This window comes from Rhodococcus sp. P3_B8 (assembly GCF_056402775.1).
In genome coordinates, this window is record NZ_JBFUGT010000002.1 from 42,266 (window position 1) to 65,636 (window position 23,371).

The window sequence follows — 23,371 nt, forward strand, 5'->3', positions numbered from 1 at the left end:
ACCGGAGGAACCGCCATGAGCGACGAGCAGGCCGGCCACCGGATCGACAGGCGAACCTTTCTCTCGGGTGCGGCGGTCGCCGGCGGGGTGACCGTGATGTCGGGCCTCTTCGACCGTCGGGCGGACGCGTCGGAGAAGCCGCTGCACCGGCAGCCCAGCAACTACGTGCAGCCCAACATCGTGTTCATCGTCGTCGACGAGATGCGGTTTCCCCAGGTCTTTCCCGCGGGGATCACCACTGCCGACCAGTTTCTGCAGCGGTTCATGCCCAACCTCTACACGCTGTGGGCGCCCGGGGTGAAGTTCACGCAGCACTACACGGCCGGGGTGGCGTGCAGCCCCGGCCGTGCGTGTTTCGTCACCGGGCTGTATCCGCTGCAGAACTGGATGCTGCAGACACGGACCGGTAATCGGGCCTCCCCCGTCCCGTCGCCCGCGATGGGACGGGACTTTCCGACGTACGGCAAGCTGCTGCGGCAGGCGGGGTACGTCACGCCGTACGTCGGCAAGTGGCATCTGTCGCCGTCCCCCGACGAGGACTCCGGGCTCGCCCCCGGCTACCTCGAGGAGTACGGGTTCGACGGACTGACCATGCCCGACATCATCGGAATGAACGGTGAGGGATTCGAATTCGACGGGCACATCGCCGACCAGGCCGCGGCGTGGTTGTCGACACGGAAGCCCGGGGACGGCCCGTTCTGTCTCACTGCGAGCTTCGTCAATCCCCACGACCAGCAGTTCTTCTGGGCCGGAACGGAAGCGGAACGGTATCAGTCGCTGTACGCGAACAACGTTCCCCCGCTCAGTCCCGCGCGGGCCTGGTCGGTGACCACCGGCGAGAGCGACCCTCCGCGCCTGGGTTATCCGTCGGTGCCGCCGAACTGGGAACCCGAGAAGGCATTGCAGTCGAAACCGAGCACCCAGGTGTTCGCCCGGGAGTTCCAGGCCCTGGTGTGGGGCGGCGTCACCGACGACATCCAGAATCTGTCGAACTACTACCTCCAGCCCTACGGTCAGGGCACCGATCCCGACCGCCACATCGCGTTCGCGCCGTACACGTACTGGGAGCGGGCCCTGGACAGTTACACCAACGTGCTGTCGATGGTCGATCACCACATCGGCACGGTGATCAACTCGCTGCCGGAGGATGTCGCGGCGAACACCGTCTTCGTCATGACGTCCGATCACGGCGAATATGCCGGGGCGCACGGCTTCGTCGCGGGCAAGTTGTCCACCGCCTACGACGAGGCATTCCACATCCCGCTGATCGTCGCCGACCCGACCGGGCGATTCACCGGCGATACCGACACCCCGCGCGGCCAGCTCACGTCGAGCGTCGACGTGGTGCCGCTGCTCGCGACGCTCGGGCACGGCGACCGGAACTGGATGTCCGGGGACCTGTTCGCCACCTATGCCGAACGCGCCGACCTCATGCCGCTGCTGCGGAGCAACACCGCGGCCGGTCGCGACCACGTCGTCCTCGCCACCAACGAGCACGCACCGCAGGGGGTCAACTGGAACAATTCCCCCACCCACATCTACGTGCTGCGCACCCCCGAGGCGAAGGTCGCGGTGTATTCGAAGTGGTTGGGGCCCACCGCCTACGTCGACCCGGCGTCGTTCCAGTACGAGTTCTACGACTACGCCACCGAACGCGGTCGGGCGGAACTCGACAACACCTTCGATCACGACCCGCGCGGTCCGGCCATGGCTGCGCAGCTGATGACCCAGTACCTGCCGACTCAGCTCGCCGCGCCGCTCCCCCCGGCGTTCGCTCAGCAGGGTGCCGACGCGATGGCCCGCTACCTCGCCTACATCCAGCTGATCAACCGGTACACGCCCGGCGAGATCGACCGCGAGGGCATCGACAAGCTGACCGCGTTCGGGGAGGTGTTCTGACGGTTATGGCCGGGAAAGTCGTTGCCGCCGTGCTGGTTCTGCTGCTGTGGTCCGGCGGCACCTCCCTCGCGTCCGCGGCGCCCCCACCGACCGCGCAGTGCGCGTGGCAATTCATGTCCGACTCGACCGTGCTCGACGTCGCCTTCCCCGACGCCAACGCGACGTACTGGGTGCTGCCCTACGCGTTGGGGCCGGATGACACCATCGAACTGAGCGGCACCTACCCGGCCGCCCGGTACTTCTCGCTCAATACGTACGGGACGAACTTCGACACCGTCGACACGTTGCGCGACAACCAGATCGGACCCGACCCCGGCAGCGAAAACCCGTTCGCCGACGCCGCCGCCGGTGCCCTGCCCGCCACGCAGAAGCGCTGGCACGCGACGGTCGTGACCGGTCCGGCCGACCACTCCCGCAACCAGATTCAGGCCCTGCCCGCCGGAGCCGACACGCAGTCGGTACCCGTCGGCTTCCTCATCATCCGGGTGTACGTGCCCGACGACCCGGCATCTCCGACGGGCGGTGTTCCACTACCCGACGTGACGCTGACGTTCGGGGGCCGGACGTCGCCGGTGCCGACATGCGGATCCGAATTCGATCCCGCCGCCAACGACAACGGACCACTCGGACAGATCGCGGAGGCCGCATTCGACCAGATCATCGCCGGCGCAGCGTCCGGCGCGTTCCCCGGCAACGTGCCCGAGGCGACGTTCGTGAACCCCGCGAGCACGTCGGGCCTGTTCCCCAACGGCGACAACAAATATGTCGGGGCCGGCCTGACGTACCAGCCCGGACGCATCGTCGTCGTGCAGGGCCGGGCACCGACGTTCCCCGACACCCGTGCCGGCCAACCCGTCACCGCACCCGGCCGCCAGGTGCGGTACTGGTCGATGTGCCAGAACGATCAGGCGACGCCGTACCCCGTCGTCGCGTGCGCCGCCGACTTCCAGACACGCACCGACGGTGACGGCAACTACACGTACGTCGTCGCCGCACCGCAGGACGTCCCCGCCCGCGCCGCGTCCGACCCGGCCGTCACCGTCATCCCCTGGGGCTCCACCGACGTCGCGAAAAAGGTCCTGTTCCTGCGGTACATGCTGCCGTCCGACGCCTTCTACCCCCAGTCGGTGCAGGCTTCGCAGAACGATCACACCGACCCGGCCGCCACGATGGGTCCGTACTATCCGCGCGCCGCCTATTGCGACACCGCCACCTTCGAAGCGGGGGGAAGCACTGCGTGCCTGTGAGTACTTATCAACCGCCCGTGGTTGACAAGTACTCACGGGTGGTCAGACCTCGGCGCCGACGAACTGGCTGTTGTAGAGGCGGTAGTACGCGCCGCGTGTGAGGAGCAGGTCGACGTGGCTGCCCTGCTCGACGATGCGACCGTCCTCCATGACGACGATGAGGTCGGCGTCGCGGATGGTCGACAACCGGTGTGCGATCACGAAACTCGTGCGATCGCTGCGCAGAACCGCCGTCGCGTGCTGCACGAGCAACTCGGTGCGGGTGTCGACGGAACTGGTTGCCTCGTCGAGGATCAGGATCGACGGCTGCGAGATGAACGCGCGGGCGATGGTGATCAGCTGCTTCTCACCGGCACTGATGTTGCTGCCCTCTTCGTCGATGACGGTGTCGTAGCCGTCGGGCAGCGAGTGGACGAACCGGTCGACGTAGCTGATCCGTGCGGCTGCCTGGATCTCGTCCTCGGTGGCGTCGGGACGTCCGTACGCGATGTTGTCGCGGATGGTGCCGCCGAACAACCACGCGTCCTGCAGCACCATGCCGATGCGGGACCGCAGGTCGTCGCGCGACATCTCGGCGATGTCGACGCCGTCGAGGAGGATCTTGCCGCCGTCGAGTTCGTAGAACCGCAGGATCAGGTTGACGAGTGTGGTCTTGCCGGCGCCGGTGGGTCCGACGATGGCGACCATCTGACCGGGTTCCGCCACCAGCGACAGGTTCTCGATCAGCGGCTTCTCCGGCGAGTAACTGAACGACACGTCCGAGAACTCCACCCGGCCGAACGTATGGACGCGACCCGCATCACGGGGCTCCGCCGGTGTGGGCGCTTCGGTGAGGTCGGGCTCCTCCTCGTCCTCGTCGAGGATGGCGAACACCCGCTCGGCCGACGCCACACCCGACTGCATGAGGTTGACCATCGCCCCGATCTGGGTGAGGGGCTGGGTGAACTGGCGCGAGTACTGGATGAACGCCTGCACGTCGCCGAGGCTCATCGTGCCGGACGCCACCCGCATGCCACCCAGCACGGCGATGGCCACGAAGTTGAGGTTTCCGAGGAACATGATGGCGGGCATGATCAGGCCCGAGATGAACTGGGCCCGGTAACTGGCCTGGTAGAGCGCCTCGTTCTGCTCCTCGAAGCGGGCCTCCACCTCACGGCTGCGACCGAACACGGTGACCAGTTCGTGGCCCGTGTACGCCTCCTCCACGTGAGAGTTGAGCGCTCCCGTCGACTTCCACTGCGACACGAAGTGGGTCTTGGACCGTTTCGCGATCTGCGCGGTCACCAGGATCGACAACGGCACCGTCAGCACCGCGATCAACGCGAGCAGCGGCGAGATGACGATCATCATCACGAGGATGCCGATCACCGTCATCGCCGACACGATCAGCTGACTCATCGTCTGCTGCAACGACTGCGAGACGTTGTCGATGTCGTTGGTGACCCGGCTCAGCAGGTCGCCGCGGGAGTGGGAGTCGAAGTAGCGCAGCGGAAGTCGATGGATCTTCCGTTCGACCTCGGCGCGCAGATTCTTCACGACACCCTGCACGATGATGTTCAGCAGGAAACCCGACAGCCACATGAACACCGCCGACCCCAGGTACAGGGCCAGCACGATCGCCAGCACCCGGCCGAGCGCGCTGAAGTCGATACCGACACCGGGCACGACGGCCATGCCGGACACCATGTCGGCGAATGTGTTCTGCCCGTCGGCCCGCAGTGCGGCGACGGCCTGATCCTTCGACATCCCGGCGGGCAACTGCGCGCCGATGATGCCGTCGAAGATCAGGTTCGTGCCCTGACCGAGCATCCGCGGCGCGATCGAGGTGAGCACCACCGACACGGCAGCGACCAGGAAAACGATGCCGACGGCGATCCGGTGGGGACCCAGCCGCCTCAGCAACCGCTTGGTGGACGGCCACAGGTCGTTCGGCTTGGACCCCGGGGCACCCGGAGCGACCGGTCCCGGAATACGGGGGCCGGCGGGCCTTTCGGCGGTGGTGGTGGTTGCGCGATCGCTCATAGTGCTTCCTGGACCGATCGTTGGGATTCGACGATCTCGACGTAACACGGACACGTCTCGAGCAGTTGGTCGTGCGTGCCGATTCCGACCACCGCGCCGTCCTCGAGGACCACGATCTGCTCGGCCTCCACGATCGTCGAGACCCGTTGGGCGACGACGATGACGCACGCGTCCGAGGTCTCGGGTTTGAGCGCCGCACGCAGGCGGGCGTCGGTGGTGAGGTCGAGGGCGGAGAAGGAGTCGTCGAACAGGTAGATCGACGGACGACGGACCAGCGCCCGCGCGATGGCGAGTCGCTGTCGCTGACCGCCGGAGACAGTCGTTCCGCCCTGCGCGATCGGAGTGTCGAGACCCTCGGGCATCGCGCGGACGAAATCGGCGGCCTGCGCGATCTCCAGTGCCCGCCACAGTTCGTCGTCGGTGGCATCGGGTTTGCCGTACCGGAGGTTGGTGGCGACGGTGCCCGAGAACAGGTACGGCCGCTGCGGAACGAGTCCGATGCCGGACCGCAGGACGTCGAGGTCGATGCGGCGCACATCCGTGTCGGACACGGTGACCGAACCCGACGTGGCGTCGATGAGGCGAGGGATCAGCGACAGCAGCGTCGTCTTACCGGAACCGGTGCCGCCGATGATCGCGGTGGTCTTGCCCGGCTCGGCGCGGAAGCTGATGTCGCGCAACACCGGTTCGTCGGCACCAGGGAACTTGAACTGGGCGTCGCGCAGTTCCACCACACCGGGGTTCTCCAGCACGGTGACTGCGTCGACCGGCGGCACGACGGTGGAATCGGTGGCGAGCACCTCGCCGATGCGTTCGGCGCAGACGGTGGCACGGGGGGCCATCATCGCGATGAACGACGCCATCATCACCGACATCAGGATCTGCATGATGTAGCTGAGCATCGCGGTCAGCGAGCCGACCTGCATGGTGCCGCTGTTGATCTCGTGTCCGCCGAACCAGATGACGGCGACACTGGTGATGTTCGCGATGACCATCACGAGGGGGAACATCACCGCCGTCAGCCTGCCCACCCGCAGGGCGGTCTGGGTGAGCTGCTCGTTCGCGTCGCCGAACCGCGCCACCTCGGAGCGCTCACGGACGAACGCCCGCACCACGCGGATACCGGTGATCTGCTCACGCAGCACCCGGTTGACCCCGTCGATCCGGGTCTGCATCTCCCGGAACGCGGGCACCATCCGCGAAATCACGAAACCCATGGACAGCGCGAGTACCGGCACGGTGACCGCCAGTATCCAGGCGAGCCCGGCGTCCTCGCGGATCGACATCACGACGCCACCGACGCACATGATCGGCGCCATCACCAGGATCGTGCAGCTCATCACGACGAGCATCTGCACCTGCTGCACGTCGTTGGTGTTGCGGGTGATCAGGGACGGCGCGCCGAAGCGGCCGAATTCGCGGGACGAGAAGCTCCCGACCTGATGCATCACGGCGCGGCGCACGTCGCGCCCGAAACCCATTGCGGCGCGGGCGCCGAAGAACACCGAACCGATCGAGCAGATGATCTGCACGACGGTGACGAGCAGCATCATGACGCCCGTGGACAGGATGTACCCGGTGTCGCCCTTGGTGACGCCGTTGTCGATGAGATCGGCGTTCAGACTGGGCAGGTACAGGGCTGCCGCGGTCGCGACGAGTTGGAACAGGACGACCGCCGTGAGGTCCCGCTTGTACGGGCGGAGGTACGTGGTGAGCAGGGCATTCAACATGGGCAGCGATCCTGGCGGGTCATCATTATGTCCGAAGGTTACCAACAGAAACGACCGCAGGCCCGCGGATTTTCGGGGCCTCCGGCCCCGTGCGCCTTTCTGGTAGCACGCACTACCAGAAAGGCGCACGGGCGCGAAGCGCCTACCGGACGGGCTGCAGCGGCTCGTCCGCGTCGTGCAGAACCTTCTTCAGCTTCTCGCCCTCGATGTCGACGTTGGGCAGGATCTTGTCCAGCCACTTCGGCAGCCACCACGCCTTGTCGCCGAGCAATGCCATCACGGACGGGATGATCACCATGCGCACGACGAAGGCGTCGAAGAACACGGCCGCCGCCAGGGCGAAACCGATCGACTTGATGAACGAGTTCGGCTCGGCGATGAACGCCGCGAACACCGAGATCATGATGACCGCGGCGGCGCTGACCACCCGGGCACCGTGGTTGAAACCGACGGTGACGGCCTGCTTCGCGGTCGCGCCGTGGACGTATTCCTCCCGCATCCGGGTCACCAGGAACACCTGGTAGTCCATCGCGAGACCGAACACGACGCCGATCAGGAAGATCGGCATGAAGCTGACGATCGGCTGCGGGTTGGAGATGATGCCGCCCCAGCCCTCCTGGAACACCGCGACGGTGGCACCGAACGTGGCCGCGACGCTGAGCAGGAAGCCGAGTGTGGCCGTCAGCGGCACGAGGACCGAGCGGAACACCAGCAGCAGCAGGAGGAAGGCGAGGCCCACGACCACCGCGAGATACGGGATCAGCGCGTCCTGCAGCGTCTCGGACACATCGCCTTCGAGCGCGGTCTGCCCGGTGACGCCGTAGTTGACGCCGATCGAGTCGTGCAGCTCTGCCTCCGCACCGCGGATGTTGTTCACCAGGTCCATCGTCGCCGGATCGCTGGGGGCGCTGCTCGGCGTCACCAGGATCTGCGCGGTGTCGCCGGCCTTGTTCACGCCGACGACCTGAGCGTTGGACACGTCGTCCTGCGCGGTGATGGTCTTCACGACCTCCCCGAACGCCGCCGACGGCGTGCCGGTGGTGACGTCCTTGGCGTCGACGACGACGAGCAGCGGACCGTTCTTGCCGGGTCCGAAGCCTTCGCTCACGAGGTCGTAGGCCTGCCGGGAGCTGGTGGCGGGGTCGCCGGTGCCCTCACTGGGGAGGGCCAGGCTCAGGCCGGTCGCCGGGATGGCGAGCGCCCCGAGCACCACGACTCCGGCGATCAGCGGAATCGCGGGCCTGCGGACCACGGCACTGATGTACCGCAGGGCGAGGCTCGGCTTGCCCTCGTCGTCCTCGAGGTCACGACTGCTGAGGAACGGGATCTTGCCTGCGAACGCCTTCTTCCCGAACAGCCCGAGGATCGCGGGCAGGAGCGTCAAGGCGATCGAGACGGCGATGAACACCGTGAACGCGGCGGCCGCACCCATGTCGGAGAGGAACGGGATCCCGACGACGCGGAGCGCGATCAGGGCGATGATCACCGTGAGACCGGCGAACACCACGGCGGAACCGGCGGTGCCGACGGCACGTCCGGCCGCTTCCGAGCGGTCGTCGGTGAGCGAAAGCTCGTGTCGGAACCGGGACACGATGAACAGCGAGTAGTCGATGGCGACGGCCAGGCCGATCATGATGGCCAGCGTGGGGGTCATCGAGCTGAGGTCGGTGAAGCCGGTGGCGACGGTGATTCCGAGGCTGCCGATCATGATGCCGATGATCGCGGTGATCAACGGCAGACCCGCGGCGACCAGCGAACCGAACGTCAGCGCGAGCACGACAGCGGCCACGCCGATACCGACGAGTTCGGTGGCGCCGCCGGGCGGCTCGGCTTCGTTGGCGGCGGAGCCACTGATCTCGACGGTCAGTCCGGCGTTGCGGCCGGCGTCGGCCGCGGCCGAGATCTGGTCGCGCAGAGCCTGGTCGACGTCGCCCATGCCGCCCTCGAACGGCACCTCGACGTAGCCGACGGTCTTGTCGGCGTTGAGCGGAGACAGCGCCTGCGCGTTCGCGACGGCGGCGTCTTCACTGATTCCCTTGTCGGCCGCGGTCGACTTCGCCATCTCGACGAGCTGCTCGTTCGCGGTGACGGGGTTGACCAGTGCCTTCGCGGCGTCGGCGCCCGAGGCGGTGGCGGGATCGACCTTGGCGGCGTCCTGGACCTGGTCGATGCCGCGCACCTTGGCGAGCACCGCGTCCATCGCCTGACGGCTCTGCTCGCTCTCGAGGGTCTGCCCCTCGGGAGCGGCGAACACGTACCGCGCGCTGACGGCGTTCATCGGGTCGCTGCCCGCGGCCTCGGGGAACCGTTCGGCCATCAGGTCCTGCGCCTGCTGCGCGGGGGTGCCCGGGATGGAGAACGAGTCCTTCGTGGGCCCGGACAGCGTTGCCGCCCCGACGCCCATGAGGACCAGGATCACCAACCAGACGCTGAGGACCGCACCTTTTCGCCGGTAGGCGAATCTGCCGATCCGATAGAGATAGGTGGCCACGAGAGGCTCCTTCTGAGTCGGTGGAACGAAGAGTGATTCGGGGCAGCCGGCTACGGCTGCGGGATTCCCTGACGGAGTTGGCGCATGGCGTCGCGGACGAGTTCTTCGGGTCCGCTCGCACCGGACTTGCCGCTCATCCACAGGTCGAGCGACGCCTTGCACGCCGATCCGACCGCCAGGTGCAGCAGGTTGGGGTAGAGGTCGGTGTCGATGTTCGTGCCCGTGCGTTCGGCGATCACCTCACCGACCAGACGGGTGACGCGCAGGTGCACTTCGAGTTTCTTCGCGAGCAGTGCGGGGCTGGTCTCGACGAGTTCCATCATCACCGCGGTCTCTTCGAGCGGTTTCGCCGGATCGGTGACGATCTGGACCACCACGTGCTCGAGGGAATCCCAGATCGGCTCGTCCTCGGGGCGGGCGCGGAGCAGGTCCACCCAGTCGTGGACGGACTGCTCGAAGTGCGCGAGTACCGCCTCCTCCTTGCTGGAGAAGTAGTTGTGGAACGTCCGAGTCGAGACTCCCGCCTCGGACGCGATGGCGTCGGCAGTGACGCATTCGATGCCCAGCGCGCGGGCCAGGCGTGCGGCGGCGCCGCTGAGGGCTGCGCGCGTGGCGGCCTTCTTGCGGTCCCGCAGTCCGATTTCCGAAATCACTACACCGACGGTACAGAACTTGCAGAGCTCTGCAAATTTGCGCGACAGTGCAACTTTTATGTTCTTGCCCACAGTCCGCGCAGCACTGTGTCGGGAGTCACCGCGGCATTACGGTGGATTCATGTCCGATCCGACGGCGCCGCTGTCGTTCCGGGCGGACGAGATCGACCGCGCCGCCCTGGACCAACTCGCCGCAGTCCTCGACCTGCAGGCCGCGCGCCCGGGAATCCGGCGACTGCGCGAGTGGTCGTTTGCCGCCCTGCACGTGCGGCCGGGCGAGAGCGCCCTCGACCTCGGATCGGGCACGGGGTCGGAGACGCGGGCCCTCGCCGCCGCGGTCACCCCGTCGGGTCGCGCGATCGGACTCGATCCCAATCCCGGCATGGCCCTCCTCGCCCGGGAGCGGGCCGGGGTGGAGGGCTCGACGGCGCAGTTCGTGATCGGCGACGCCTATTCGCTGCCGTTCCCCGACGACCGCCTCGACATCGTGCGGAGCGAGCGGGTGTTCCAGCACCTGAGCGATCCGGACCGCGCGGCGGCGGAAGTGGCCCGAGTTCTGCGACCGGGCGGGCGAGGTGTCATCGTCGACAGTGACTGGGGCACGGCGATCATGCACCCCGGCGATCCCCTGGTCCTGCAGAAGATCATGGACGTGATGCTCTCGCACACCGCGAACCCGCACTCCGGACGGCGGCTCCCGGGGCAGCTCACCTCCGCCGGGCTCGTCGTCGAGGACATCGGCACGGAGGCGTTGATCCAGGATCCGGGCGATGTGACCGGCCCACTCGTCCAGATGATGACGGCCGCCGCGATCGCCGAGGGGGCGATCACCGAGGCGCAGAGCGCCGAGCTGCTGGAGCAGCTGAACGCCGCCGCCCGCAGCGGCGACTTCCACATGTCGGTGACGATGTTCGCCTACCTCGTCCGCAAGCCCTGACGAAACCCTTCCGACATTCGGAAACCGAGTGTGGTGGATCACCTCCGGTGCCGCACAGTGGTGGAGACGACGCTGACGCCCCACCGAGTCCGGCGTCACGAATAACGCAGCAGCCCAGCATATTCCGGAGGCCCCATGTCCACGATCGCCCGCAACCAGTGGTACGTCGCAGCCTACGGCCGTGAGGTCGGACGCGAACTGTTCTCCCGCACCATCTGCGAGGAGCCGATCCTGTTCTGGCGGACCGAGGCCGGCGAGGCCGTTGCGATGAGCGACCGGTGCGTGCACCGCCGGTACCCGCTGTCCGAGGCGCCGAGCCGGCTCGACGGCGACAAGGTGGTCTGCGGCTATCACGGTTTCACCTACGGCAGCGACGGCGGSTGCGTGTTCGTGCCCGGCCAGGCGCGCGTTCCCCGCACSGCCCGGCTGCGCTCGTACCAGGTGGTCGAGCAGGACTCGTTCGTGTGGGTCTGGATCGCCGACCCGCAGAACCCCCAGCAGGGCGACCCCRCCCGCATCCCCCGCGCACCGTGGATGGATTCCCCCGACTACACCGTGGTCAGCGGCATGGAACCGATCGACTGCAACTACGGCCTGCTCGTCGACAACCTGATGGACCTGTCGCACGAGACGTACCTGCACGGCGGCTACATCGGCACCCCCGAGGTAGCGGAAACCCCGATCACCACGGAGATCGACGAGGACCGAAACGTCATCTACGTGTCCCGGCACATGGACGACGCCGAGTGCCCGCCGTTCTACTCCAAGTCCACCGGCATCGAGGGACGCATCACCCGCTGGCARGACATCGAGTACACGCCGCCGTGCCTGTACCTGCTGCACAGCCGCATCGCCCCGATCGGCGCACCGCTGCCCGGCGACGACGGCTCCGACCCGCACGCGTTCCACAGCGAGATCGTGTACGCGATCACCCCGTCGACGGAGAATTCCACCCTCGACTTCTGGGCCGTGGCCCGCGACTTCGCGGTCGGCGACGACRCCGTCACGACGTTCCTGGCCGAGAACAACCGGACCGTCGTGATGCAGGACGTCGTRGCGCTGAACATCCTGCAGAAGGCGCTCGACACGGAAAAGGACGGCTACCAGGAGCTGTCGATCAACATCGACGCCGGCGGCCTCGGCGCACGCCGGATCCTGAAGAAGCTGGTCGACGCGCCGCAGGCCGTGACCGCCGCGGCGGTGGGCTGAACCGTGGAACCGACCAGGATGCTCCGCGGCGCCAACGTCATGCGCATCGTCTGGCTTCCGGGSTCGGACCTGCTCGAGGGCGAGTGCCACTGCGGCGCGCGCCACGTCGCGGAAGAACCCGCCRCCCTCTGGGAGTGGTTGCTCGCCCACCCCGAGGGACACCACCCCGCCGATCCGCCGGTGCCCGCCACGCCGCCGCCCGCGGCGCCGGAATCCGCTCCCGTTCCCGTCTGATCCCGGAGAAACCGCCATGCCTACCCCACCCGAACCCGTGCTCGAGCTGGAGCTGACCACCAAGACCACCGGCGCCGACGGCGTCGTCGTCCTGGAGTTCCGCGACCCTTCCGGAGCCGACCTGCCCGCCTGGACGCCGGGTGCGCACATCGATCTGGTGCTGACGCCGGAGCTCACCCGCCAGTACTCGCTGTGCGGCGACCCGGCCGAGACCGGGACGTGGCGCGTCGCCGTGCTGCGGGAGGCGATGGGGCGCGGCGGTTCGCAGTTCGTGCACGACAAGCTGAGCGAGGGCGACCGCGTCACGGTCCGGGGACCGCGCAACCATTTCGAGCTCGAGCCGTCACCGCGGTACGTGTTCGTCGCGGGCGGCATCGGGATCACGCCGATCCTCACCATGGCGCACGCCGCGGAGAACGCCGGCACCGACTGGACCCTCGTCTACGGCGGACGCAGCCGCAGTTCGATGGCGTTCGCCGACGCACTCGCCGAGCGGTTCGGAGACCGGGTGGTGGTGCACCCCGAGGACGAGCACGGCCTCATCGACCTACCGGGGCTGCTCGGCGACGTTCGGGAGAACACCCTCGTCTACTGCTGCGGGCCGGCGCCGCTGCTCGACGCCGTCACCGGTCACTGCGACAGCTGGCCGTCCGGCGCGCTGCACATCGAGCGCTTCGCGGCCAAGGATCTCGAGGAACCGGTTCGGGCCGAGGGGTTCGAGGTGGAGCTGACACTGAGCGGCAAGACCGTGACGGTTGCACCCGAGCAGTCGATCCTGCAGGCCGTCACCGCCGCCGGCGTCCAGGTGCTGTCGTCCTGCGAGGAAGGGACCTGCGGAACCTGCGAGACGGCCGTGCTCGGCGGTACTGTCGATCACCGGGATTCCCTGCTCACCGCGGACGAGCAGGCTGCCAACGACACCATGATGATCTGCGTCTCGCGTGCGAGCTGTCCACGCCTGACGCTGGAACTGTGAGACGGAGAACGAGCAATGGCGATCACCGGATCGGTGACCATTCGCTCGTTGCGGCTCCTCGAGCTCTTCACCCCGTCCACACCGCGGCTGACCCTCAGCGATCTGTCGCGGAAGTCCGGATATCCGCTGAGCACCGTGCACCGGCTGACCAGCGACCTCATCGAATGGGGCGCCCTCGAACGTGACAGCAGCGGCCGCTTCACGGTCGGGCTCAAGCTGTGGGAGATCGCGTCGCTCGCCCCGCGCGGCACGATGCTGCGCGAACTGGCGATGCCGGTGATGGAGGACCTGTCGCAGATCACGCGGGAGAACGTCCAGCTCGGCATCGCCGAGGGCACCGAGGTCGTGTTCGTCGAACGCATCGCCGGACAGAAGGCCGTGCCCGTCCAGACCCGCGTCGGCGGCAGGTTCCCGCTGACGGCGTCCGGTATCGGCCTTGCCCTGCTCGCGTACATGCCCGCCGACGTGCAGGAGCAGGTGCTGAGCGGGCCGATCGAGAAGTTCACCGAGCGGACCGTCACCGACCCCGTCGTCCTGCGGCGGACGCTCGCCGAGATCCGCCGATCCGAGGTCGCGATCAGTGATCGTCAGGTGACCATGGACGCGGTCTCCGTCGCGGCACCGATCTTCGAGCGTCCCGGAGCGGCGGTCGCGGCCGTGTCGCTGGTGGTGCCGGCGGAGAACGCGTCGCTGAACGCGCTGGTCCCGCTGGTGCGTGCGGCCGGCCGGACGATCAGCCGCGCGCTGCGCCCTCGTCAGCCGTCGTAGCCGGCCGGGTGCGACGCTCCCAGGCCCCCGGATCGGACGTCAGCGTGGTGAGGAAACCCGGCAACTGCTCGTTCGCCACGTCCGCGAGGCTCACGTTCTCGAGGACGGCCCGCAGGTTCACCCGCACGGCGATCCACACGTCCTGCAGTTTGGCGGCCGGCCCGCAGTAGTCGACGTCCTCGGGGCGCTCCCCCCGCACCGAGGCGAGCGGACCCTCGACGGTCCGGATGACGTCGGCGATCGTGATGTCCTCGGCGGGCCGGGCCAGCCAGTAGCCGCCGTCGGGTCCGCGTCTGCTGTTGACCAGTCCCCCACGCCGAAGGTCGGCGAGGACGGCCTCGAGGAACTTGTGCGGAATGGTCTGCGACTGTGCCAGGAACTCGGCCTTGGACGGGGACGGCCCGGCAGCGGCCAGTTCGATCAGCGTCCGCACGGCGTAGTCCACCTTTGCGGTGATGTGCACACCGAATTCCTACCATCCAAGTATGAAAACGGGCAACTCACGCTTCGCCGCGCGAACCCAGGACGTCGAGGTAGTGCGGGTTGTACATGACGCCGAGGATGTTGCCGAACGGGTCGACGACCGAGGCGGTGACGAATCCCGACTCACGTTCGGTGCGCGGCTCGTTCTCTTTCGCCCCCATCGACAGCAGCTTCTCGACGGCGGCGGTCACGTCGTCGACGTGCCAGAACACCACCACGCCGGACGGGCTGTCCGCGGCTGCGTGCGGGGCGTATCGACGGTCGATGATGCCGAGTTCGTGCTGGTAGTCGCCGATCCGGTATTCGATGTACGCCGGGTTCTCGGAGTCGGGGCGTTGGAAGTAGGGGGCGATACCGAGCAGCGCGCTGTACCAATCGCGGGCCGCCGCGATGTCGTCGGCGAAGAGGCTGACGGTGGTGAGTCCTCGCAACATGATGAATCCCTTCGACTGATCCGTTCTTGCTGACGGAATTCATTCTCCGCGGCAAAGTGCGCATCCAATGAGCACTTTGTTTCCCTCTCCGGATCAGGGCGGATAGTGATGCGTGTCACTCCGAGGTACATTGAACTGGACGATCGTCTTGTGTGGAGGAAGCAGCATGTGGGAGACCGTGACGTCGGCGTGGAACTCGGCGCTGCTGACGCCCCTGCACGAGCCGGTGACGCTGGCCATCCCGGCGTTCGTGCTGTTCCTCGCCATCGAATGGTTCGCAGCCCGGCACCTCGAGGATGCGACGTTCGACCCCGACGGACGGTCCCGCCCGGTGCGCGGCGGTTACGAGCGCCGCGACGCGCGGGCGAGCATGTCGATGGGCGCCGTGTCCATCCTGACGACCACGTTCTGGAAGCTACTGGCCCTGATCGGGTACTCCGCCATCTGGGTGTACCTCGCGCCGTGGCACCTACCCGCGGACGCCTGGTACACCTGGGCGATCCTCATCCTCGGCGTCGACGCGCTGTTCTACGCGTATCACCGGATGGCGCACCGCATCCGCCTGATCTGGGCCACCCACCAGGCGCACCATTCGAGTGAGTACTTCAACTTCTCCACCGCGCTCCGCCAGAAGTGGAACAACAGCGCCGAAATCCTGATGTGGATTCCGTTGCCGCTGATCGGCATTCCGCCGTGGATGGTGTTCATCGGATTTTCCGTGAACCTCGTCTACCAGTTCTTCGTCCACACCGAGCGCATCGACAAGCTGCCCCGGCCCGTCGAGTTCGTGTTCAACACTCCCTCGCACCACCGCGTTCACCACGGCTGCGACCCCGAATACCTCGACCGCAACTACGCAGGCATCCTCATCGTGTGGGACCGGATGTTCGGCACGTTCCAACCCGAAACCCACCGCCCCACCTACGGACTCACGACACCGGTGGGCACCTACAACATCTGGAAGCTGCAGACCCGCGAATACGGTGCCATCGTCCGGGACTGGCGCCGGGCGTCGTCGTGGCGCGACAAGCTGGGCTACGTGTTCGGGCCGCCCGGGTGGGCGCCGTCAGGAACGCGCGAAGCTGACCAGGAAGTCGACCGTGCCGTTGCCGTCCACGGTCACGAAGCCCAGTGACGGCGGCGTCACACCGAAGTCCGTCCAGGTGACCGGGATGCTGCCCGAGGCGATGAGGTCGTCGCCGGAACGCAGCACGTCGATGTCGACGGTCACCGGACGCGACTGCCCCTTGAGGGTCAGCGTTCCCTGGGCCGTGACCGTTCCCACGGAACCGTCCGCAGGCAGCCCCGACAGATCGACCGGGGAATCGACGGTGAACGTGGCGGTCGGGAACGTGCCCGTGTCCATGACGTTGCCGCGGAACTGGTTGTCGCGGCGGGACTGATCGGTCGCGATGGTCGCCACCTGCACGGTCACCTCGCCCGCGGTGAGTTTCTCACCCTCGACGGTCGCGTTGCCGGTCACGTCGCCCGTCGACCCGACCACGGTGACGCTGGCGCCGTTGAGGATCTCGTGGACGGTGTACCCCGCGGCCGTCTGATTGGAACCCTGCCCCGGCGTGACGGTCCACTGCCCGTCGACCACTCCGGTGGCCGCCTCCGCGCCCTCGGTCGACACCGAGGCCGCCGGTGCGTCGTCCTCTGCGATGAATTGACCGTAGAACCACGGGCCCACCAGCACCGCGATCACGACGATGACGACTGCGCCGACCAACCACCACAGCTTTTTCATGAGATCAGGCTAGTTGCAGCTTCAATGGATGTCACTCGGTACGACCTGGGAGAGGGCTGTGAACGTCGGTCACGGGACGATGGAATCGATGTAGCCGCCGTCGACCCGCACCGCGGCGCCGGTTGTCGCCGACGCCTGCGCCGAACTGAGGTACACGACCATGTTCGCGATCTCCTCCGGCTCGATGAGGCGCTGCAGCAACGACTGCGGCCGGTACTTCCTCATGAACTCGCGCTGCGCCTCGTCCCACGGCAGGTCCGTGTCGACCAGGCTGTAGACGAAATCCTCCACGCCGCCGGTGTGGGTGGGGCCGGCCAGCACCGAATTGACCGTGACCCCCGTCCCCGCCGCCTCTTTCGCGAAGCCCCGCGAGACCGCCAGCAGCGCCGTCTTCGACATCCCGTAGTGGATCATCTCGGCGGGAATGACGATCGCGGAGTCACTGGCGATGTCGAGGACCCGGCCCCAGGACCGTTCGACCATGCCGGGCAGGACCAGGCGGGTCAGCCGGATCGCCGACAGCACGTTCACCTCGAAGTAACGCCGCCACTCGGCGTCGTCGATCTCCAGGGCCGGCTGGGAGCCGAAGATCCCGAGATTGTTGACGAGGATGTCGACGCCCGGAACGATCTCCAGGACCCGCCGCGCGCCCTCGTCCGTCGTGACGTCGGCGGCCGCCGGAACGAATTCGCCGTCCGGGACCTCGGCCCGCAGTCGTTCGATCGCCTTGCCCACGGATTTCTCGGTGCGGCCGTTGATCGCCACCCGCGCGCCGGAGCGGGCGAGGCCCGCTGCGATCGCGGCGCCGATGCCCTGCGTCGATCCGGTGACCAGCGCCGTTCTGCCCGTCGAGTCGATGCGCATGTCGCCTGCCCCTTCCCTCCAGGACACGCTAACGAATATCCCCGGCCCGGATACACAAAAAAGCTCCCCACCTGCGTGTGCAGGTGGGGAGCCTTGGCGGTGGCGGAGGGATTTGAACCCTCGGACGGGGGTTACCCGTCACACGCTTTCGAGGCGTGCTCCTTAGGCCGCTCGGACACGCCACCGCCGGTGACTTTACCGGATGTGACGCCCGAGCCCGAAATCGCCAGGTGAAGCCGTTTAACTCAGCTTGTCCTTGAGGTTCTTGGCGGCGTCCTTGACCTTCTCGCCGGCATCCTTCACCGCCGAGGACGCCTGGTCGGCCTTGCCCTCGTCGCGCAGGTCCGGATCGCCAGTGGCTTTGCCGGTGGCTTCCTTCGCCTGGCCCTTGAGGTCTTCCGCCTTGTTCGAAGCTTTGTCTGCGATTCCCACGAGATACCTCCGTGAATCCGATTTCGAACCCGGGGACGGGTCCGGCGGCGCCTCGTCGGCGCCTGTCTCCAGAGAAGCACGGGTCATGCGGACCCGGCCACATAGTGTCGAGTACCCCACGAAAGAGTTTGAAACCGGTCAGCGCCGTTCACGAAAGAAGTCCTCGAGGATGCCGGCGCATTCGTCCTCGAGAATACCGCCCCTGACCTGCGGTCGGTGGGTGAGACGGCGGTCGCGGACCACATCCCACAGTGAGCCGACGGCACCGGTTTTCGGCTCCCATGCCCCGAACACGACCCGGGAGATCCGGGCCAGGACGAGCGCACCCGCGCACATGGTGCACGGCTCCAGCGTCACCGCGAGCGTCGCCCCCTCGAGGCGCCACCCGTCGCCGTACACCCGCGCTGCGGCCCGCAACGCGATGATCTCCGCGTGCGCCGTCGGATCCGACATCGCCTCCCGCGAGTTCACGGCCCGCGACACCTCCACACCGTCGGCGTCGAACACCACCGCACCCACGGGCACGTCGGCGTCGGTGGCGGCCCGGGCCGCCTCGATCGCCGCGCGGATCATCCGCTCGTCGTCCTGAAGAGTCACGGCGCGTGGAACTACCGGGGAAGCTTGTCGAGAACCCCGGCCAGCTCCGTGGTGAACCCGAGCCGCTGCGCGATCATCCCGAGCTGCTCGTCGGGATACAGGTCCGTCTCGGACGTGATGACAGCCAGAACGGGTTCGGGCAGACCGAGGTCGGCGAGCAGCGACAGGTCGCCTTCCTCCCACGGCTCGATGTCGTCGAGTTCGTCCGGGTCGATGTCCGGGACCTCGACGTTGAGCGCCTCGAGGACGTCGGCGGCGATGTCGTAGTCGATGGCCGCGGTGGCGTCGGACAGCAGCAGACGCGTTCCCGACGGCGCAGGCCGGAGCACGACGAAGAATTCGTCGTCCACGTCCAGCAGACCGAAGAACGCGCCCGCGCTACGGAGGGCCCGAAGCTCCTCCTCCGCGACGCTGAGACTGGTCAGAGCAGCCGAAGTGAGGGCCTTGACCTTCCACCGGCCTTCCTCGTGTACTACCGCGACACCGAAGCCCTCCAGATCCTCTGCCCGATCCGAGGAGGCGCTGTTGTTTTCCGCGCGCTGTGCACCCATGAGCGCAACGGTAGCCCGCGGGGTGCCGGTAAATGAAGTCCGCACTCGAATGTGCCAACCTGTTCGGGTGTCTGATACCCCTTCCGCACCTCCGGTGTGCGTGCTCGGCCTGGGCTTGATCGGCGGTTCACTGCTGCGTGCGGCGGTCCGGGCCGGCCGCGAAGCGTGGGGTCACAACCGATCCGCGCCGTCCGTCGACGCCGCCCGGGCGGACGGTTTCGACGCCGACACCGATCTGGTCGCGGTGCTCCAGCGCGCGTCGGCCGAGTCGGCGCTGATCGTGATCGCGGTCCCCGTGCCCGCCGTCGCCGCCACCCTCACCGCGATCGCCCTGTACGCCCCGAACTGCTCGATCACCGACGTCGTCAGCGTCAAGGCGGAGGTCGCAGCGGCGGCAGCCCGTCAGGGACTCGCCGACCGCTACGTGGGCGGTCACCCGATGGCGGGAACGTCGGCGTCCGGGTGGAGCGTCGGCAGCGCCGACCTGTTCCGGGAGGCCGTGTGGGTGGTCGGCACCGACGACGGCGTCGACCCCGCCATCTGGACACAGGTCGCGCAACTCGCGTTGGACTGCGGTTCCGTCGTCGTACCCGCCGAGTCCGCCGAACACGACCGGGCGGTCGCACGCATCTCGCACCTGCCGCACCTACTGGCCGAAACCCTCGCGATCACCGGTGCCCGCGGCGGACCGCTAGCCCTCGGCCTGGCGGCCGGCTCGTTCCGCGACGGCACCCGCGTGGCCGGCAGCGCTCCCGGACTCGTCCGGGCCATGTGCGAAGGCAACCGGGACGCCCTGCTGATCGCCCTGGACGAGGCGCTGGTACTGCTGCAGGACGCGCGGACCGAACTGGCGGAACAGTCGTCGACGGCGACGCTCGTCGAGGCCGGCCACACCGCTCGCCTGACGTACGACAACCAGGAGACGTGGGAGATCACCGGCATCGTTCCCGGCCGCGAAGGCTGGATCGACGACATGCGTGATGCGGGTCGGCGGGGAGGGCGGCTCCGCCGCCTGTGAGCCTTTCTGGTTGCCGGAGCTACCAAAAAGGCGCACGGGCGGCTGCGCCGCCTAGATCCGTTCGGCCAGGCCCGGGTAGTCGATGATGAACCCGTCACGGTCGACGGTCACCGAGGAACTCGACACCGGCGACAGCACGTGGATGCCGTCCGGACCGCTGCTGTAGGTGAGGATCGCGCCCTCGACCCGCAGGTCCAGGAGGTTCACGTAGACGACGGGGACCTCGACGTCCTCGGACCCGAGGTGCAGTCCGTACCGCCGGATGGGCAGGGCGTTGAAGAACGGGCTGAGCACCATGTCGACGTCGAGGGCGCCGTCGAACGTGGACCGCTGGTGGTTGGCGCCGTGCTCCACCATCCACGTGCCCTCTTCGTCGCGGCTGATCGACATCTGCCGTTCACCGGCCGCGACGGACGTCCGCAGCGACAGCCGGCGGGTGACGCCGCTTTCGTCGGTGACGAGGTCGTAGGACGCGCTGAACGCCGGATGCTCGGGGCACTCGCCGCCGATGATCCGGCCTGCTGCCTTGATGCGGTCGCCGTTGAGCTGGACGCGCACCGATTCCATTCGGGGTGCGTTGTCCGCCCGCCACGTCAGTACTGCGGGCCAGGTCGAGGCACCGGAGGCTTGGATGCTCACCTGTCTACGGTAAGCGACGACGGCTCCCGGGGTGGCAACGGGCCGAGTTTCGTTGCAGCAGAGTTGTCGAGAGCCAATGCCCGGGCTCGTTCCGTGACCGCGATGCGCGACGAGAAGACGACGAGGGCGCCGAGTCCGACCGCCACGTTCAGCAATGCCCCGAACTCCTGGGCGACGAAGTTGAACACCTCGGTGAGCAACACCGTGACCAGGGCCGCGGCCCGCAGGAACTGCAACGGCCACAGCTTCCCGTTCCGCAGTCGCACGATCGCCGACCAGCACAGGACGAACGCGATCGCGGACCCGGTGAGCTGGCCGACCGTCGTGATGTCCGTTCCTTCGTCGCCGCGGAGGTCCTCGTCGAGCGTGACCACGGCGCTGAGCAGTCCCAAGGTGGAGAACAGGGTGAGGAGTACGGCCGCGGTCCACAGCATGCCGGGCCCCTTGGCGAAGGCGGGGGTAGCGCGCCGGGCCAGCTCCCGGGCCGTGGGCACGGTCCGGCCGTTCCGGTCCGGGCAGTGGGCGAGCAGATCCCGAACCGATGCCAGCGTCGCCTCGTCCGCGCCGGCGGCGGCCGCCCGGCGCAGTTGCGCCAGCGCCTGCTCCCGGCGCACGCGGTCCAGACCACGGTCCAGGCCGCCGAGCGCGATGGCGGCAGCGTTGGCGACGTCCTCCGTCGGGGTCGGCGGCCGGACGTCGTGCAGCGACCGGTTGACCAGCAGCAACACGACGACCACCACGTACATGATCGCGACGGACGGCCGGTAGAAGTAGTCGTTGGTCTTGGTGACGAACTTGCCGATCTCGTCGAGGAACAACCCGAACCCGATGCCGCCGATCACCACGCCCAGGACGCGCGGTTTCATCCCGAGGAACGAGAACACGGTCACCAGAGCCACGACCATGCCGAGCCCGCCCCACAGGACGTGCGCGATGTGCAGCGACGAACCCCCGACCTGCGGGTAACCGGTGAGGTGCAGGTAGGCGCGGGTGAGCAGGATCGTGACGATCCCGATGATGACGAACGCTTCGACGAGGCCGCTTCCCTGGGCGTCGCGCAGGAGGTGCGACCGGTTCCGGAAACCCGAGATCCGGAAACCCGAGATCATGGCGCCTCCCTGTGCTCCCACCTACTGGAAGTCTATGTGGCTTCGCCACCCGTGAGTACTTATTAACCCCCCGCGGTTAACAAGTACTCACGGGTCGTTGGTCAAAGCAGGCACAGTTCTCGAGTAACGTTCTCGGGTGACTGGTTCGTGAGGAAGGGTGCCGTGACGTCAACCGGGAGCATGGTGGGCCTGTTCGCCGGTATCGGCGGGCTCGAGTTGGGTCTGAGAGAGCACGGCTGGAACACCGAACTGCTCTGTGAGATCGACCCGGGCGCCCAGGCGGTTCTGCGTACCCGATTCACGGACGTCCCTGTGCATTCCGACGTCACCAAGCTACGTTCCCTCCCCCAGGACATCGAACTCGTCGCCGCCGGTTTCCCGTGCCAGGACCTCTCGCAGGCCGGCCGGACCGCCGGCATCACGGGTTCGCGTTCCGGCCTCGTCGACGAGGTGTTCCGGTTGGTGAAGCGGAAGAAGGGTCCGCGCTGGCTCCTGATCGAGAACGTGCCGTTCATGCTGCAGCTGGGGCGCGGGGCGGCTATGAGGCATATCACGGACGCCCTCGAGGACCTCGGCTACACGTGGGCGTACCGGGTGGTCGATGCGCGCGCGTTCGGACTCCCCCAGCGCCGTCAGCGGGTCCTGATGCTCGCCTCGCGCACCGAGGACCCCCGCGCGGTGCTGTTCGGTGAGGACGCCGGGGAACGCCCCGTCGACGACCATGCCGACTTCCCGTGCGGTTTCTATTGGACCGAGGGCACCCGCGGTCTCGGCTGGGCGGTCAACGCGGTCCCCACGCTGAAGGGCGGTTCGTCCGTCGGTATTGCGAGCCCACCCGCCGTGCGACTGCCGTCGGGCGAGATCGTGACGCCCGGGCTCGTGGACGCCGAACGCCTGCAGGGCTTCGACCCGGACTGGACGGCGCCCGCCGCATTGGTCCCCGGGCTTCGCAACAGTCATCGGTGGAAGCTCGTCGGCAACGCGGTGAGTGTGCGGATGGCGTCGTGGGTCGGTCGGCGTCTGCTCGAGCCGGCGGACTACGAGCGGGGTATCGAGACGCCGATGAAGCCCGGCGACGCGTGGCCGGTGGCAGCGTGGGGTAGCAATCGTCAGGCGTTCCGGGTGCACACCTCGACGTGGCCGGTGCAGGAGCCGTACGAGGATCTCAGCGGATTCCTGGAGGACACCCGGCTGCTGTCGGCCCGCGCGACCGCCGGCTTCCTGAAGCGGGCGCGGATGGGCAATCTGCGTTTCGTTCCCGGGTTCATCGACGACGTCGAGAGCCACCTCGACCGTATGGGCGGCTTCCCCGAGGCCGCCGCGTAGCG

Annotated in this window: 23 protein-coding genes and 1 tRNA gene; 10 read left to right on the forward strand and 14 right to left on the reverse strand. The window is 67.7% G+C overall.

Features of this window, described 5'->3' with window-relative positions; all coding sequences use genetic code 11:
* Positions 1 to 15 precede the first annotated feature (15 nt).
* Together AC1D1G_RS01505 and AC1D1G_RS01510 are read left to right on the forward strand one after the other, a co-directional pair.
* Positions 16 to 1,899 carry a sulfatase-like hydrolase/transferase gene (locus AC1D1G_RS01505; RefSeq protein ID WP_418341091.1) on the forward strand — a complete coding sequence of 628 codons (1,884 nt, stop codon included), beginning with the start codon at positions 16 to 18 and terminating at the stop codon, positions 1,897 to 1,899.
* 5 nt (positions 1,900 to 1,904) lie between these two features.
* Positions 1,905 to 3,146, forward strand: a complete 1,242-nt coding sequence (locus AC1D1G_RS01510; protein ID WP_477950710.1) for a hypothetical protein — start codon at positions 1,905 to 1,907, stop codon at positions 3,144 to 3,146.
* Positions 3,147 to 3,188: 42 nt separating this feature from the next.
* Here AC1D1G_RS01510 and AC1D1G_RS01515 read toward each other — a convergent pair whose 3' ends face one another.
* The 4 genes from AC1D1G_RS01515 to AC1D1G_RS01530 all read right to left on the reverse strand — a co-directional run bounded on the left by AC1D1G_RS01515 (position 3,189) and on the right by AC1D1G_RS01530 (position 10,042).
* Positions 3,189 to 5,168 (reverse strand): ABC transporter ATP-binding protein, encoded by a 1,980-nt coding sequence (locus AC1D1G_RS01515; RefSeq protein WP_477950712.1) that lies wholly within the window; start codon positions 5,166 to 5,168, stop codon positions 3,189 to 3,191.
* Positions 5,165 to 6,898: an ABC transporter ATP-binding protein gene (locus AC1D1G_RS01520; RefSeq protein ID WP_280781808.1), complete on the reverse strand. Its 1,734-nt coding sequence runs from the start codon at positions 6,896 to 6,898 to the stop codon at positions 5,165 to 5,167. The genes AC1D1G_RS01515 and AC1D1G_RS01520 overlap by 4 nt, the downstream gene beginning before the upstream one ends.
* Positions 6,899 to 7,040: 142 nt before the next feature.
* Positions 7,041 to 9,389 carry an MMPL family transporter gene (locus tag AC1D1G_RS01525; protein ID WP_477950715.1) on the reverse strand — a complete coding sequence of 783 codons (2,349 nt, stop codon included), beginning with the start codon at positions 9,387 to 9,389 and terminating at the stop codon, positions 7,041 to 7,043.
* Between the two features lie 50 nt (positions 9,390 to 9,439).
* Positions 9,440 to 10,042, reverse strand: a complete 603-nt coding sequence (locus AC1D1G_RS01530; RefSeq protein WP_005253325.1) for a TetR/AcrR family transcriptional regulator — start codon at positions 10,040 to 10,042, stop codon at positions 9,440 to 9,442.
* A 121-nt stretch (positions 10,043 to 10,163) separates the two neighbouring features.
* Between AC1D1G_RS01530 and AC1D1G_RS01535 the strand changes: the two genes are divergently transcribed.
* The 5 genes from AC1D1G_RS01535 to AC1D1G_RS01555 all read left to right on the forward strand — a co-directional run bounded on the left by AC1D1G_RS01535 (position 10,164) and on the right by AC1D1G_RS01555 (position 14,166).
* Positions 10,164 to 10,979: a class I SAM-dependent methyltransferase gene (locus tag AC1D1G_RS01535; RefSeq protein ID WP_477950717.1), complete on the forward strand. Its 816-nt coding sequence runs from the start codon at positions 10,164 to 10,166 to the stop codon at positions 10,977 to 10,979.
* Positions 10,980 to 11,114: 135 nt separating this feature from the next.
* Entirely contained in the window at positions 11,115 to 12,188 is a 1,074-nt protein-coding gene (locus AC1D1G_RS01540; RefSeq protein WP_477950719.1) for an aromatic ring-hydroxylating oxygenase subunit alpha, read from the forward strand.
* Between the two features lie 18 nt (positions 12,189 to 12,206).
* A complete protein-coding gene (locus AC1D1G_RS01545; protein WP_477950855.1) occupies positions 12,207 to 12,422 on the forward strand; it encodes a hypothetical protein in 216 nt (71 codons plus the stop codon).
* Positions 12,423 to 12,438: 16 nt separating this feature from the next.
* Positions 12,439 to 13,398, forward strand: coding sequence for a PDR/VanB family oxidoreductase (locus tag AC1D1G_RS01550; protein WP_477950721.1), 960 nt, complete (start codon positions 12,439 to 12,441; stop codon positions 13,396 to 13,398).
* A gap of 15 nt (positions 13,399 to 13,413) precedes the next feature.
* Positions 13,414 to 14,166 (forward strand): IclR family transcriptional regulator, encoded by a 753-nt coding sequence (locus tag AC1D1G_RS01555; protein ID WP_105413958.1) that lies wholly within the window; start codon positions 13,414 to 13,416, stop codon positions 14,164 to 14,166.
* Here the strand turns inward: AC1D1G_RS01555 and AC1D1G_RS01560 are convergent.
* On the reverse strand, positions 14,132 to 14,629 hold the full coding sequence (locus AC1D1G_RS01560; protein ID WP_005248742.1) for an RrF2 family transcriptional regulator: 498 nt from the start codon (positions 14,627 to 14,629) through the stop codon (positions 14,132 to 14,134). The two genes, AC1D1G_RS01555 and AC1D1G_RS01560, sit on opposite strands and share 35 nt — an antisense overlap.
* A 37-nt stretch (positions 14,630 to 14,666) precedes the next feature.
* Complete coding sequence (locus AC1D1G_RS01565; protein WP_477950724.1) at positions 14,667 to 15,083, reverse strand: VOC family protein; 417 nt, start codon at positions 15,081 to 15,083, stop codon at positions 14,667 to 14,669.
* A 166-nt stretch (positions 15,084 to 15,249) separates the two neighbouring features.
* Between AC1D1G_RS01565 and AC1D1G_RS01570 the strand changes: the two genes are divergently transcribed.
* Entirely contained in the window at positions 15,250 to 16,218 is a 969-nt protein-coding gene (locus AC1D1G_RS01570) for a sterol desaturase family protein (protein WP_477950726.1), read from the forward strand.
* Here AC1D1G_RS01570 and AC1D1G_RS01575 read toward each other — a convergent pair.
* From AC1D1G_RS01575 to AC1D1G_RS01600, 6 genes are all read right to left on the reverse strand, one after another.
* Positions 16,150 to 16,833: a YceI family protein gene (locus AC1D1G_RS01575; RefSeq protein WP_477950727.1), complete on the reverse strand. Its 684-nt coding sequence runs from the start codon at positions 16,831 to 16,833 to the stop codon at positions 16,150 to 16,152. The two genes, AC1D1G_RS01570 and AC1D1G_RS01575, sit on opposite strands and share 69 nt — an antisense overlap.
* A 69-nt stretch (positions 16,834 to 16,902) precedes the next feature.
* On the reverse strand, positions 16,903 to 17,697 hold the full coding sequence (locus AC1D1G_RS01580) for an SDR family NAD(P)-dependent oxidoreductase (protein ID WP_477950729.1): 795 nt from the start codon (positions 17,695 to 17,697) through the stop codon (positions 16,903 to 16,905).
* 94 nt (positions 17,698 to 17,791) lie between these two features.
* Positions 17,792 to 17,882: transfer RNA gene (locus AC1D1G_RS01585), tRNA-Ser, on the reverse strand.
* Positions 17,883 to 17,937: 55 nt separating this feature from the next.
* On the reverse strand, positions 17,938 to 18,129 hold the full coding sequence (locus AC1D1G_RS01590) for a CsbD family protein (protein WP_280781818.1): 192 nt from the start codon (positions 18,127 to 18,129) through the stop codon (positions 17,938 to 17,940).
* Positions 18,130 to 18,267: 138 nt separating this feature from the next.
* The gene (locus AC1D1G_RS01595) at positions 18,268 to 18,726 is read right to left on the reverse strand and encodes a nucleoside deaminase (RefSeq protein WP_280781819.1); all 459 of its coding nucleotides are present in this window, start codon (positions 18,724 to 18,726) and stop codon (positions 18,268 to 18,270) included.
* 11 nt (positions 18,727 to 18,737) lie between these two features.
* Positions 18,738 to 19,277: a tRNA adenosine deaminase-associated protein gene (locus tag AC1D1G_RS01600; protein ID WP_477950731.1), complete on the reverse strand. Its 540-nt coding sequence runs from the start codon at positions 19,275 to 19,277 to the stop codon at positions 18,738 to 18,740.
* Between the two features lie 49 nt (positions 19,278 to 19,326).
* Between AC1D1G_RS01600 and AC1D1G_RS01605 the strand changes: the two genes are divergently transcribed.
* The gene (locus tag AC1D1G_RS01605; protein WP_280781820.1) at positions 19,327 to 20,295 is read left to right on the forward strand and encodes a prephenate dehydrogenase; all 969 of its coding nucleotides are present in this window, start codon (positions 19,327 to 19,329) and stop codon (positions 20,293 to 20,295) included.
* 51 nt (positions 20,296 to 20,346) lie between these two features.
* On the opposite strand, the gene AC1D1G_RS01610 is transcribed toward AC1D1G_RS01605, so the two are convergent.
* Both AC1D1G_RS01610 and AC1D1G_RS01615 read right to left on the reverse strand, forming a co-directional pair.
* On the reverse strand, positions 20,347 to 20,934 hold the full coding sequence (locus AC1D1G_RS01610) for a putative glycolipid-binding domain-containing protein (protein ID WP_005248751.1): 588 nt from the start codon (positions 20,932 to 20,934) through the stop codon (positions 20,347 to 20,349).
* Positions 20,931 to 22,043, reverse strand: coding sequence for a hypothetical protein (locus AC1D1G_RS01615; RefSeq protein ID WP_477950732.1), 1,113 nt, complete (start codon positions 22,041 to 22,043; stop codon positions 20,931 to 20,933). The genes AC1D1G_RS01610 and AC1D1G_RS01615 overlap by 4 nt, the downstream gene beginning before the upstream one ends.
* Before the next feature lie 180 nt (positions 22,044 to 22,223).
* Here AC1D1G_RS01615 and AC1D1G_RS01620 point away from each other — a divergent pair, with 180 nt between their 5' ends.
* On the forward strand, positions 22,224 to 23,369 hold the full coding sequence (locus AC1D1G_RS01620; protein WP_005561219.1) for a DNA cytosine methyltransferase: 1,146 nt from the start codon (positions 22,224 to 22,226) through the stop codon (positions 23,367 to 23,369).
* Positions 23,370 to 23,371 lie beyond the last annotated feature (2 nt).